This is a genomic window from Prevotella vespertina (genome assembly GCF_009728485.1).
In the GTDB taxonomy this organism is placed as follows: domain Bacteria; phylum Bacteroidota; class Bacteroidia; order Bacteroidales; family Bacteroidaceae; genus Prevotella; species Prevotella vespertina.
In genome coordinates this window covers 127,460-140,779 of record NZ_VVIQ01000007.1, presented here as the reverse complement: position 1 = coordinate 140,779, position 13,320 = coordinate 127,460, and the positions used below count along the sequence as shown (strand labels likewise).

Sequence of the window (13,320 nt, the reverse complement as noted above, 5' to 3'; positions counted from 1 at the left end):
ATTTCCCCTTAGAATGGACTATCATCATCAGTTCCATCTTCGACGTGTGGACTTAAATCAGTTCCCTCTGTGAAACCTTCATGATTTGCACCATGTGCACTATTCATTAACAAGTTACCCTCTATTTCCATGAATATTATTGTTGTTGAGGGCTTTTCGTATACTCTCTTCATTTGTCTTGTTCTTTATATTAATTTGTCTTGTATAACGCTTTCTGCCTCTTGTCGTCACCGACTTGATTGTTTTTACGGCAATCATCCATCCTCTCTAATGTTATAGAGTCCCTTTATTAAGAAGGAAAGAATGGGCAATGCAAATGAATACAAACTCAGTTGTTATTGCTATGCGGCCTCGTTCGTTTTTATAGTGTTGAATAAAATCTATTTCCCTTTTACTCTTTTGTGGGTTGCAAAGGTACTGCTAATTCTGTAATTAGTACTAAAGCGAATAAGAAAAAACCCCTTTTAATAAGGATAATTAACTAAAAGTAGTATCGGTATATAAAATCCTCTATTATTTACCTAAGTATTTGTGTTAAACTAACATACGCTCCTCTTATTTAAAAGAAAGCCTTTGCTCTAATGCAATTAAGCCTCTCTTCAGATATAGCTAAGTCTTCCTTTAAATATTGCTCGTTCTTCCTTCAAATACAACTCAGCTTGAGGATGTGCTCAGCTCACCTTATTTTACATGATACTTAATTTGTATGACTTAACAAATTTACGTATCTTTGCATTGCTATTCATACAAAGATAACATTTAATTATGCGAGATCTTTCAGATGCCGAATTGGCACAATTATTAGATAAAGATATATTTCATCATATTTCCAATGCCGCCGATAAACTCGGACTGGAGTGTTACGTAGTGGGCGGTTATGTGCGTGATTTGTTTTTAGAACGCCCTTCCAATGATATAGATGTTGTTGTTGTGGGGAGTGGTATACAAGTAGCTAGCGAATTGAAAGCCGTTCTTGGTAAGAAAGCTCACCTCTCGGTATTCCGCAACTTTGGTACTGCTCAAGTGAAATATAAGCACACGGAGGTTGAATTTGTAGGTGCTCGACGAGAGAGTTACAGCCATGATAGTAGGAAACCAGTGGTAGAAGATGGAACACTAGAGGATGATCAGAATCGTAGGGACTTTACAATCAATGCCCTAGCAGTGTGCTTGAATAAGGCTCGCTTTGGGGAGTTAGTCGATCCATTCGGTGGTGTTGACGACCTATGGGATGGTATTATTCGCACGCCTTTAGACCCTGATGTAACCTTCTCTGACGATCCATTGCGTATGATGCGATGCGTTCGTTTTGCTACACAATTAAATTTCTTTATTGATGATGAGACCTTCGAGGCATTGGAACGCAATGCCGAAAGAATAAAGATTATTAGTGGGGAACGCATAGAAGAGGAGTTGAACAAAATTATGATGACGCCAACACCGAGCAAGGGTTTTATTGATTTGTATCGTTGTGGGCTCTTGCAAATCATCTTGCCAGAGCTAGTTGCTTTGGATGTCGTGGAGACTAGGAACGGACGAGCACATAAGAATAATTTTTATCATACCTTAGAAGTGTTGGATAATATCTGCAAGCATACGGATAACTTATGGTTACGTTGGGCAGCATTATTGCATGATGTGGGTAAAGCAAAGTGTAAACGGTGGGATGCTGTAGCGGGTTGGACCTTCCATAATCACAACTATGTTGGTGCAAAGATGGTACCTGAAATCTTCCGAAGGTTGAAGTTACCGATGGATAGTAAGATGAAGTATGTGCAAAAGCAAGTAGACTTACACATGCGTCCGATTGTTATTGCCGATGAAGAAGTGACCGACTCGGCCGTGAGACGACTGATGAATGATGCTGGCGAAGACATTGATGATTTGATGACTCTGTGTGAGGCGGATATAACGAGTAAGAATGTTGCCCGTAAACAACGCTTTCTTGATAACTTCCGAATCGTTCGTGAGAAACTAAAAGACTTGAAGGAGCGTGACTACAAACGCTTGTTGCAACCCTGCATAGATGGTAATGAGATCATGGATATGTTCCATCTAAAACCTAGTAGAGAGGTGGGCGTTTTGAAGCAGACGCTGAAAGATGCCGTACTTGATAATAAAGTGGCAAATGAACGAGAGCCTTTAATGGAACTTTTGCGCAATAAGGCAAGTGAATTGGGGCTGATTTAAGAATGAAGAAGATAACATCCATTGTTAAAGGAGGTTATAGATAAGAGTCATAAATGGTATGTTATAGGTAATAATTGTTAAATGCTATTTGCAAAATAAGTATCTTTAATGATTAATGAGTAGTTTTGCATACTGAAAAACTCAAGTATTATACTTCGGTTTTTAGTATGCATTACTTTTATGAAGAGATTAGTTTGATACGAGAAGTATGTACATCTCTTATGCGAAAGAGGTGAATGGCAAGATAAAAAGAATGAATATAATATATAAAATAGGTATGAAAATGAATAAAATCTTATTGTTCGTAGCTGCAACTGTGGCGTTATTGACCAGTTGTGGAGGCGGTCAGCAGGGGCTTCCTACAAGTGATGAGTATCCTGTAATTACGATTGGTGCATCTAATGCACAGCTAAAGACTACTTATCCAGCTACGCTTAAGGGTGTTCAGGATGTAGAGGTTCGCCCAAAGGTGAGCGGCTTTATCACGAAACTATATGTGCATGAGGGTGAGTATGTGCATGCTGGGCAGGTGCTCTTCGTTGTGGATAACTCCACTTATCAGGCTGCTGTCCGTCAGGCAGAAGCTCAGGTTAACTCCGCACAGAGTGCTGTGGCACAGTCAGAAGCTGGTGTTGTTCAGGCTAACGCAAGTCTTAATTCGGCTAATGCACAGGCTGCTACCGCTCGTTTGACTTACTCAAACAGTAAGAACCTATATAATAATAAGGTGATAGGCGACTATGAGTTGCAGTCAGCAAAGAATAGTTTTGAAACGGCACAAGCTGCTGTTCGCCAAGCACAAAGTGGTGTCGCTTCTGCGCAAGCTGCTGTTCGTCAAGCGCAAGCAGGTGTTCGTCAAGCGCAAGCAATGCTATCAACTGCAAAGGATAACCTTGGCTTCTGTTATGTAAAGAGTCCTGCTTCTGGTTACATCGGTAGTCTTCCTTTCAAAGAGGGAGCCTTGGTAAGTGCCTCTTCTGCACAGCCAGTAACAACCGTTAGCAACACTTCTACAATAGAAGTTTACTTCTCTATGACTGAGGCTGACGTGTTGAAACTGAGCCGTGCAGGAGATGGTTTGAGTAATGCCATTAAGAAGTTCCCAGGTGTAAGTTTGTTGCTTGCAGATGGTTCAACCTATAATCATGAGGGAGCCATTGTCAAGACTAGTGGTATCATTGACCCAGCAACAGGAACAATCAGCGTTATTGCACGTTTTCCTAATCCCGAACATTTGTTGAAGAGTGGTGGTAGTGGGCAGATTGTTATTGCTAAGAACAATAATCACGCATTGTTGATTCCACAAGAAGCAACCACTCAGGTGCAGGATAAGGTATTTGTCTATAAGGTGGATGCTAATAATAAGGTACATTACAGCGAGATAACCATTAACCCACAGAATGATGGTATCAATTACATTGTTACTAGTGGATTAAAGATGGGTGACCGCATTGTTAGCAAGGGAATCTCAAGTTTGGAAGATGGTGCAAAGATAAAGGCATTGACTCCAGCAGAGTATGAAGAAGCCATTAAGAAAGCTGAGAAGTTGGGTGAGAATCAGAGCTCTGCTTCAGGTTTCTTAAAGACTATGAAGGGAGAAAGTAAGTAATTAGAAGTTAGGAATTAGGAGTTATGAGTGGAGACAGAGGGGCTGTTCTCTGTGAGAAGTAAGTTTTCTTAGGCTATTTTTCACCCATCTCCATGATTCAAAAGAATAATCGTTATGACATTTACGAATTTCATTAAACGACCGGTTTTATCAACGGTTATATCCATCTTCTTTGTACTTTTGGGTATAATCGGTTTGATGTCACTGCCTATCGAGCAGTATCCAGATATCGCACCACCTACGATCTCCATTCAAACCTCCTATCAAGGAGCTGATGCGCAGACCGTATTGAATTCAGTTATTACACCATTGGAAGAGAGTATCAATGGTGTAGAGAATATGACTTATATTGAGTCGACTGCAACTAACGCTGGTATGGCGATGCTCACAGTCTACTTTAAGCAAGGTACTGACCCAAACATGGCGGCAGTCAATGTGCAGAACCGCGTGTCACAAGCACAGGCTTTGTTACCTGCTGAAGTTACCCGTGTGGGTGTGACTGTATCGAAACGTCAGAGTTCGAATGTGGTCATGTACTCCTTGACAACAGATGATGGACGATATGATGATGAGTTCTTGACGAACTATAACAACATCAATATCGTTCCAATGTTGAAGCGTATTAATGGTGTAGGTGACGTCCATATACCTGGTATGAAGACTTACTCAATGCGTATTTGGCTCCAGCCAGATAAGATGAAGCAGTATGGTCTTGTTCCTTCTGATATCTCTGGTGCTCTTGCAGAACAGAATATTGAGGCAGCACCAGGTTCCTTTGGTGAGCAAAGTAAGCTCAAGTTTGAGTACACTATGCGCTATAAGGGACGTTTGAAGACGCCAGAAGAATATGGAAATATCATTATCTCAAGCAATACAAATGGGCAGACACTTCACTTGCGTGATGTGGCAAAGGTTGAGTTAGGTGGTTTGATGTATTCAGTAGCTATGCGTAACAATGGTCAACCAGCTGTATTAGGTATGGTTAACCAGGTGGCAGGTTCAAATGCTACACAGATTGCCGATGATGTAAAAGCAGCCTTGGCTGATGCACAGAAACAGATGCCTCCAGGGATGAAAGTGACGATAGAACAGGATGTAACAGAGTTCCTTTTTGCATCTATAGAGGAAGTTATTCGTACACTGGTTATCACACTTGTGTTGGTATTCTTCGTTGTGTATGTCTTCTTGCAAGACTTCCGTTCGACTGTAATTCCTATGATTGCTGTGCCAGTGGCATTGATTGGTACATTCTTCTTCCTATGGGTGTTTGGATTCTCCATCAACCTTTTGACCTTGTCAGCATTGTTATTAGCGATTGCCATTGTGGTCGATGATGCCATTGTGGTGGTTGAGGCTGTCCATGCAAAGCTCGACTTAGGTTATAAGAGTGCGATGACTGCAGCCATTGATGCAATGAATGAGATTTCTGGAGCTATCATCTCTATTACTTTGGTGATGTCAGCAGTGTTCGTGCCAGTATCATTTATTGGTGGAACATCAGGTACTTTCTATCGTGAGTTCGGTGTGACAATGGCGGTATCAATCGTTATCTCTGCTCTGAATGCTTTGACCTTGTCACCTGCACTATGTGCTATTTTCTTGAAGCCACATGACAATGATGAGGAACATAAGAAGCTTTCACGCATTGATAGATTCCACATGGCATTCAATACACAGTATGATAAGATCAATGCTAAGTATCAGAAAAAAGTTGAGAAGATTATCAACCATCGTTGGATAGCAGGCTCTGCTGTTGTTGTAGGTTTCGTGGCTCTCGTTCTTACAATGACGTTTACTAAGACAGGACTTGTGCCAGATGAAGATACTGGAACTTTGTTTGCCATGATTAGTTTACCTCCTGGGACATCACAAGTAGAAACCCAGAAAGTGACCGATCAGGTGGATAAGATGTTGGCAAGTAACCCTTACATTGAACGTCGTGAGCAGATAGTTGGTTACAACTTCTTGGCTGGACAGGGTTCTAACCAGTCAACCTTTATTGTTAAGTTGAAGCCTTTTGCTGAGCGTGAATATGGTATGTTTGATCGTATTAAATCAGTATTCACGGGTGCTGGTATTGCTGGATTGTTCATTGACCCAACTTCTTCTAATATGATTTTGGGCATGATTTACAAGCAAACAGCCAGTATTAAGGGTGCGCAGGTAATAGCCTTTGCACCGCCAATGATTCCTGGTTATGGTATGTCGAATGGTCTTTCCTTCTCTTTACAGGATAAGACAGGTGGCGACTTGAATAAATTCTTTAAGGTTGCACAGGATTACCTCGCTGCTTTGAACAAGCGTCCGGAGTTTAGCCGAGCACTTACCACTTACAACCCGAACTATCCTCAATACATGGTGGATGTAGATGTTGCGAAAGCAAAGCAGGCAGGAACATCACCAGCAGCTATTCTTTCTGTATTGCAGGGATACTATGGTGGTATGTATGCTTCCAACTTCAATGCATACGGTAAGCTCTTCCGTGTGATGATACAAGGAACAGCAGAGAGCCGCATGGACGAGTCGAGCATGAATAACATCTATGTTCGAACAGCAGCAGGTATGGCTCCAGTAAGTGAGTTCTGTACGTTGAAGCGTGTTTATGGACCGTCAAATATCACTCGTTTCAACCTCTTTACCTCTATTGCTGTTAATGCGACACCAGCAAATGGGGTCTCTTCTGGAGAGGCTATTAAGGCAGCAGAGGAAGTGGCAAAACAAGTGTTACCACAGGGATATGGCTATGAGTTCTCTGGCTTGACACGTTCAGAGCAAGAGTCTTCTAACTCAACAGCGATGATCTTCGTCCTTTGTATCGTGTTTGTCTACTTGATTCTTAGTGCACAATATGAGAGTTATATCCTCCCATTAGCCGTTATCTTGTCTATACCATTTGGTCTTGCAGGAGCGTTCATATTCACGATGATCTTCGGGCATAGCAACGATATCTACATGCAAATATCCTTGATTATGTTGATTGGATTGTTGGCAAAGAACGCCATCCTTATCGTTGAGTTTGCTCTTGAGCGTCGTCGAACAGGTATGGCAATCAAGTATGCAGCCATCTTAGGTGCTGGCGCACGTCTTCGTCCTATCTTGATGACGTCTTTAGCGATGATCATTGGATTGTTACCATTGATGTTTGCAAGTGGTGTAGGTCATAATGGTAACCAGACATTGGGTGCTGCTGCCGTTGGAGGTATGTTGATTGGTACACTCTGTCAGGTGTTTGTAGTACCAGCTCTATTCGCTGGCTTCCAGTACTTACAAGAGCGTATTAAGCCACTAGAGTTTGAAGATGAGGCTAATCATGATGTCATAAAGGAACTTGAGCAATTTGCGAAAGGACCTGCACATGATTATAAGGTAGAAGAGTAGTATTACATTAAAAGAACAATAATGAAGAATAAGAATATAATCATCATAGCCCTTGCAGCCCTGTCATTGACAGGCTGTAAGAGTCTCTATGGCAATTACGAGCGTCCCGATGTGAAGACGAATGGGATTGTGAGAGACCCTGTTGATGACAAGGGAACGCTTGAGGGGGCTAATGATTTTGGTAATCTCCCATGGCGCAGTGTCTTCACTGACCCACATTTGCAGTCTCTTATCGAAAGAGCTCTTACAAATAATCCCGACCTGCTTAATGCTGCATTGAACATAGATATTGCCGAGCAGCAGGTTAAGACATCGAATCTCTCTTTCTTACCATCTGTGGTTTTCGCACCGACGGGTACGATTTCTCACTTTGGTTCGCACACGCCTTCCACCCAGTCTTACACACTCCCAGTCTCTGCAAGTTGGGATGTTGATCTCTTTGGAAAGCTCCGTTCGGAGAAGAAAGCTGCACAAATGCTCCTTCTTCAGTCAAAGGATTATAAGGTAGCAGTGCAGACCAGTCTGATTTGTAACGTAGCTAATCTCTATTACACATTGTTAATGCTCGATCGTCAGAAGCAGATAGTAGATGATATGTCAGGGCTGACAAAGAATACTTGGGACATGATGAAACTCCAGATGGAATATGGTCGTGCTCGTTCAACGAGTGTTCAGAGTGCCGAAGCTGCTTACTATAGTGTACAGACACAGGGCGCAGACATCCGTCGTCAGATACGTGAGACAGAGAACGCTCTTAGTCTTCTTCTTGGAGAACCAGCGCAAGGTATTGCTCGCGGTAGCCTAGCCAATCAGAGCTTACCAGCGAATTTCGCAGGTGGTATTGGTGTACAACTTCTAAGCAATCGTGCCGACGTGCATGCAAATGAAATGGCGTTGGCTCAATGTTTCTATAATATTCAGCAGGCACGCAGTCGTTTCTATCCCGCATTGAACATTTCACCTACTGGCGCGTGGACTAATAGCAATGGTATGGTTAACCCTGGTAAGTTGCTCTTGAGTGTAGTCGGTAGTTTGACACAGCCCATCTTCATGCGCGGACAATTAAAAGCAGGTTTGCGTGTTGCAGAAGATAAGTATAAGCAAGCATATAACACATGGCAGAATAGTATTCTCAAGGCTGGTTCAGAAGTGAGCAACGCTCTTGTTGCTTATAATTCAGCTGGTGAGAAAGAGAAGTTGCAGCAACAACAAATAGATGTTCTGAAGCAGAATGTAGAGCACACACAGATGCTCTATGCACAAAGCTCAAGCACCTATCTTGAAGTTATCACTGCTCAGCAGAGCTTACTTAACGCAGAAATATCACAAGTGAAAGAGCAGTTTACGAAACTACAATCTATCGTCAATCTGTATAATGCACTTGGTGGTGGTTCTAAGTAAATCGTTTGTTTAATTCTTAGTATTCAAGAGTATGAGTAGCGTAATTAGTCCAAAAGCCGAGGTTTCTCCGAAAGCAAAGATTGGAGACGGCTGTAAGATATTCCCATTTGTGTATATAGAAGATGATGTTGTCATCGGTGATAACTGCGTTATCTTCCCCTTTGTTAGTATCTTAAATGGTACTCGAATGGGAAGTGGAAACAAGATTCACCAAGGTTCGGTGCTTGCTGCTTTACCACAGGATTTCAATTTCGTGGGTGAGAAAAGCGAACTGGTGATGGGTGATAACAACATTGTTCGAGAGAATGTGGTTATCAATCGTGCCACACACCGTGGTTGCAAAACCATTATCGGCTCGAATAACTTCCTCATGGAAGGTGCCCATATTAGCCATGACACCGTCGTTGGTGACAAGTGTGTCTTTGGCTATGGTGCGAAGATTGCAGGTGATTGTAAGATTGGAACGGGAGCTATTATCTCTTCAAACGTTGTAGAGAAAGCGAACACGCGTGTCGGCGAGTATGCTGTGGTACAAGCAGGTACTACCTTCTCGAAGGACGTTCCTCCTTATATTATCGCTGGTGGTGCACCAATTGAATATCATGGTGTTAACACAACTATCGGTAAGCGAGCTGGTGTTGATGAGAAGATTCTCAAACACATTGCCAACGCTTATCGTCTGTTGTTCCATGGGCAGACATCAGTTTTTGATGCTTGCATTCAGATAGAACAACAAGTGCCCGCTTCGCACGAGATTCGTAATGTCATCGACTTCGTGCGAGCAACGGAAGAAGGAATCATTAGTAAAATCTAATTTTATTTTCAATAGTTTTTTGAGGAGAGGGAAGACTAGCCGTGAGGTTAGTCTTTCTGTTTTATATTCCTTCTTATGTCTATTTCTAAAAGCTTAAGAGTTTTTCTCAAAAAGCTTAGGAACTTTTCCCGAAAAGCTTAAGAGCTTTTGGGAAATAAGGGCTTACATATATAATCTATGGATATGGATTGTTTTATAAAATATCTAGTAGGATGCTGTGCAAGGAATGCCCATGGCAATTACTTTGTCACGAATGCTATTTAGTTCTTCGGGAGAAGCCTTGAGAAGATGCTGGTCAGGGGTTTCTCGATCAATGGTGTAAATCATTACCTCACGTGGAGCAATCTCTTTCACAACCTTGAGCCATGGAGTAACGAAAGAATCAGAAGTGTTGTCAACATCGACCCCTTCGTCAGTCGTTCCTTTTAGAAACATTGTTTGAATGATCGCCTGTCCGTTAAAAGCCTTGATGTCAGCAATGATACGATTCACATCGTAGGATGGTTGCGTCGGTCGATCCACCTTTTTTATATATTTCATATCAATCGTGTCTAGCTTCAAAATGTTGTTATCCACCTTTGATAATGCTTCATGAACCTTTGGACGATGAATGAATGTAGAATTACTGAGGACAGAAATCTTTGCTTGGGGGCAATACTTATCACGTAGACGGATAGTGTCATCAATAATCTCAGCGAAATGAGGATGCGAAGTTGGTTCTCCGTTACCAGCGAAAGTTAGTACGTCAGGATGGATGTTATCCTTAATCATCTCTTTGAGTTTGTTCTCCAATGCCGTAGCAACAAGTTCACGGGCAGGGTGGGGCGTCTTCGTTCGATGATCTTCGTTAAATCCACATTCGCAATAAATGCAATCGAAGGTGCATATTTTACCATCGGCTGGCATAAGATTAATACCAAGAGAAACGCCCAAACGACGGCTATGTACGGGACCAAAGATAGGTGAAGGATAAATAATCGTACTCATTATACTTTTTGTTTTAATGTTTGAAAAGGAGGTGCGAGTGCAAAGATAAGATAAATAAATGGTATCGTTAAGAGGCATAAAGATAAATAAAAGGAGAAGTCTAAATAAACTATAATTTCTTTTGCTGTTCTTTTATTTTGCTGTATCTTTGCAGCAATTTCGGTGAATTATACCCTTTTCAGAAATGGCAAAAAAAAGAAATAAAGCCCGCAACCGTCATAGTTTGCAGGTTATTACGCTATGTATTAGCACGGCGATGGTGCTGATGCTCATCGGTATGGTTGTACTGACAGGCTTCACCAGTCGTAACCTTAGTTCTTATGTAAAGGAGAATCTGACCATTACGATGATTCTTCAACCTGATATGAGTACGGAAGAGAGTGCCGCACTTTGTCAGCGTGTACGCTCGTTACATTATATCAATAGTTTGAATTTTGTAAGTAAGGAAGAAGCCCTAAAAGAGGGAACTCGTGAATTGGGGGCTAATCCTGCGGAGTTTGCTGGTGAGAATCCATTTACGGGTGAGATAGAGTTGCAACTGAAAGCGAACTATGCAAACAATGATTCTATTAAGACGATAGCCCAGGAATTACGTACTTATCGGGGGGTGAGTGATATTACTTATCCTCAAAACCTGGTAGAGAGTGTGAACAACACTTTGGCTAAGATTAGTCTTGTTTTGTTGGTTATTGCAGTTCTGTTGACGATTGTTTCGTTCTCTTTGATTAATAATACAATCAGATTGAGTATTTACGCACGTCGTTTTTCTATTCATACAATGAAACTGGTTGGTGCTTCTTGGAGCTTTATTCGTGCCCCCTTCCTTCGTAGAGCGGTGCTAGAAGGACTGGCTTCAGCATTAATGGCAATTGTAGCTTTGGGTATTGGGATGTGCTTCTTATATGATTATGAACCTGATATTACAAAGGTCTTATCGTTAGAAGCCTTACTCATTACAGCAGTTGTGATGGTGGCTTTTGGTGTATTAATTGCAACATTCTGCTCATGGTTGTCGGTAAATAAGTTCCTGCGAATGAAGGCTGGTGATTTGTACAAGATATAATCACCTCCTTTCACTCCTCATAATTCCTCAAATAAATATGGATAAAAGAAATTTAGCCTTTGGTAAGGTCAACTTTATCATGTTGGCAATTGGACTTGCTATTGTTATCATTGGATTCATTCTTTTGAGTGGCGGTAGTTCAACAGAAACTGCATTTGATCCAAGTATTTTCAGTGCACGTCACATTAAGGTGGCACCAGTAGTGACTTTCATCGGATTTATTTCTATCATCGGCGCAATCATCTATAAGCCGAAGGATACTAGTGATAAGGAGGTATAATGACACTTATACAAACTATCATTATCTCCATTGTAGAAGGATTAACAGAGTTTCTTCCTGTTTCTTCTACAGGTCACATGATTATCACTCAACATCTCTTGGGCGTTTCACAAGGTAGTCCCTTTGTACATGCCTTTACATTCATTATTCAGTTTGGCGCAATCCTTTCTGTTGTATGTCTGTATTGGAAACGCTTCTTCCACATTGACCGTACACCTATTCCAGCTGATGTAGAGAATCCGTTTTTGCGTTTTATTCATCCATTAAGATTCTATTGGTTGCTCTTTGTTGGAGTTTTGCCAGCTGTAGTGATAGGTTTAGCTGCAAAGAAGAGTGGTTTACTCGACTGGTTGCTCGATTCTATTTGGGCTGTAGCAATTATGTTGGTTGTTGGTGGAATCTTCATGCTTTTTTGTGACAAGATATTCAATAAAGGTAAAGAAGAAAATAAGGTGAACGAAAAACGTGCCTTCAATATTGGTTTGTGGCAGTGTTTATCTGTGATTCCAGGAACGAGCCGTTCTATGGCAACGATTGTTGGAGGTATGGCAAACGGACTCACACGTAAGCGTGCAGCAGAATACTCTTTCTTCTTGGCAGTACCAACAATGGCTGGTGCTACACTGTTAGATCTTTTAGATATACTGAAAGAAGATGCCACATGGGTGAATACTCATGATTTGATAATGCTCGCTGTTGGCTGTGTTGTATCCTTTGTAGTTGCATTGTTAGCCATGAAGTGGTTTGTCAGCTTCCTTACTAAGTATGGCTTTAAAGTCTTTGGCTGGTATAGAATCATCATTGGTATTATAATTATCGTGATGTTGCTCTCTGGCATGTCATTGAACATGGTTGATTAATCCACCTTTATTATATAGCAATCCTTATGAACTTCAAAGAAGGAGTAATCATCCCGATTGATAAACCCTACGGCATAACAAGTTTCAAAGCGTTGGCACATGTACGTTATCTCTGTACACAAGCTAATGATGGAAAAGTGAAGATTGGTCATGCGGGAACGTTAGATCCCTTGGCAACGGGTGTACTAATCCTTGCTACGGGAAAGATGACAAAGCAAATAGAAAAATTGCAGGCGCACACGAAGGAATATGTTGCTACATTACAATTGGGAGCTACAACACCTAGTTATGATATGGAGCATGAGGTGAACGAGAATTTTCCTGTAGAGCATATCACACGTGAATTGATAGATAAGACTTTACCACAATTCGTGGGTGATATAGAACAGATCCCTCCAACCTATAGTGCTGTGAAGGTGGATGGAAAACGTGCTTTTGACTATCGTCGTAGTGGAAAAGAGGTTGTCTTGAAGGCTAAAAATATCCATATAGATGAGATAGAAGTCTTGAACTTTGATACAGCTAAGATGCAATTGACAATTCGGGTTGGATGTGGTAAGGGGACTTACATTCGTGCGTTGGCTCGCGATTTGGGACGAGCAATGAATAGTGGGGCTTATCTTACAGCATTGAGACGAACAAGAGTTGGTGACGTAAAAGTCGAAGATTGTGTTAATTATGACCAGTTTGAGACATGGCTCCAACAACAAATAATAGATAAATAAAACTCTCCCAAAA

General features: G+C 41.4%; 11 protein-coding genes. 9 read left to right on the top strand and 2 right to left on the bottom strand.

The window, feature by feature from the left end; genetic code table 11:
* Window positions 1-8: 8 nt before the first annotated feature.
* Window positions 9-173 carry a single-stranded DNA-binding protein gene (locus F0475_RS07850; RefSeq protein ID WP_155716200.1) on the bottom strand — a complete coding sequence of 55 codons (165 nt, stop codon included), beginning with the start codon at window positions 171-173 and terminating at the stop codon, window positions 9-11.
* Between the two features lie 592 nt (window positions 174-765).
* Here F0475_RS07850 and F0475_RS07845 point away from each other — a divergent pair.
* The 5 genes from F0475_RS07845 to lpxA all read left to right on the top strand — a co-directional run bounded on the left by F0475_RS07845 (window position 766) and on the right by lpxA (window position 9,392).
* The gene (locus F0475_RS07845) at window positions 766-2,190 is read left to right on the top strand and encodes a CCA tRNA nucleotidyltransferase (RefSeq protein ID WP_155716199.1); all 1,425 of its coding nucleotides are present in this window, start codon (window positions 766-768) and stop codon (window positions 2,188-2,190) included.
* Between the two features lie 277 nt (window positions 2,191-2,467).
* Complete coding sequence (locus F0475_RS07840) at window positions 2,468-3,799, top strand: efflux RND transporter periplasmic adaptor subunit (protein WP_155716198.1); 1,332 nt, start codon at window positions 2,468-2,470, stop codon at window positions 3,797-3,799.
* 114 nt (window positions 3,800-3,913) lie between these two features.
* On the top strand, window positions 3,914-7,177 hold the full coding sequence (locus F0475_RS07835; protein WP_155716197.1) for an efflux RND transporter permease subunit: 3,264 nt from the start codon (window positions 3,914-3,916) through the stop codon (window positions 7,175-7,177).
* Between the two features lie 21 nt (window positions 7,178-7,198).
* A complete protein-coding gene (locus F0475_RS07830) occupies window positions 7,199-8,578 on the top strand; it encodes an efflux transporter outer membrane subunit (protein WP_155716196.1) in 1,380 nt (459 codons plus the stop codon).
* A gap of 31 nt (window positions 8,579-8,609) precedes the next feature.
* Window positions 8,610-9,392 (top strand): acyl-ACP--UDP-N-acetylglucosamine O-acyltransferase, encoded by a 783-nt coding sequence (gene lpxA / locus F0475_RS07825; RefSeq protein ID WP_155716195.1) that lies wholly within the window; start codon window positions 8,610-8,612, stop codon window positions 9,390-9,392.
* 204 nt (window positions 9,393-9,596) lie between these two features.
* Here lpxA and F0475_RS07820 read toward each other — a convergent pair whose 3' ends face one another.
* Window positions 9,597-10,379, bottom strand: a complete 783-nt coding sequence (locus tag F0475_RS07820; protein ID WP_155716194.1) for a radical SAM protein — start codon at window positions 10,377-10,379, stop codon at window positions 9,597-9,599.
* 184 nt (window positions 10,380-10,563) lie between these two features.
* Here F0475_RS07820 and F0475_RS07815 point away from each other — a divergent pair, with 184 nt between their 5' ends.
* From F0475_RS07815 to truB, 4 genes are read left to right on the top strand one after another with little or no spacing between them, the layout of a single operon-like run.
* Window positions 10,564-11,442, top strand: coding sequence for a cell division protein FtsX (locus F0475_RS07815; RefSeq protein WP_155716193.1), 879 nt, complete (start codon window positions 10,564-10,566; stop codon window positions 11,440-11,442).
* 37 nt (window positions 11,443-11,479) lie between these two features.
* The gene (locus tag F0475_RS07810) at window positions 11,480-11,722 is read left to right on the top strand and encodes a DUF3098 domain-containing protein (RefSeq protein WP_009434304.1); all 243 of its coding nucleotides are present in this window, start codon (window positions 11,480-11,482) and stop codon (window positions 11,720-11,722) included.
* Window positions 11,722-12,582, top strand: coding sequence for an undecaprenyl-diphosphate phosphatase (locus F0475_RS07805; protein ID WP_155716192.1), 861 nt, complete (start codon window positions 11,722-11,724; stop codon window positions 12,580-12,582). The genes F0475_RS07810 and F0475_RS07805 overlap by 1 nt, the downstream gene beginning before the upstream one ends.
* 26 nt (window positions 12,583-12,608) lie before the next feature.
* A complete protein-coding gene (gene truB / locus F0475_RS07800; RefSeq protein WP_155716191.1) occupies window positions 12,609-13,307 on the top strand; it encodes a tRNA pseudouridine(55) synthase TruB in 699 nt (232 codons plus the stop codon).
* The last annotated feature ends 13 nt before the right edge of the window (window positions 13,308-13,320 follow it).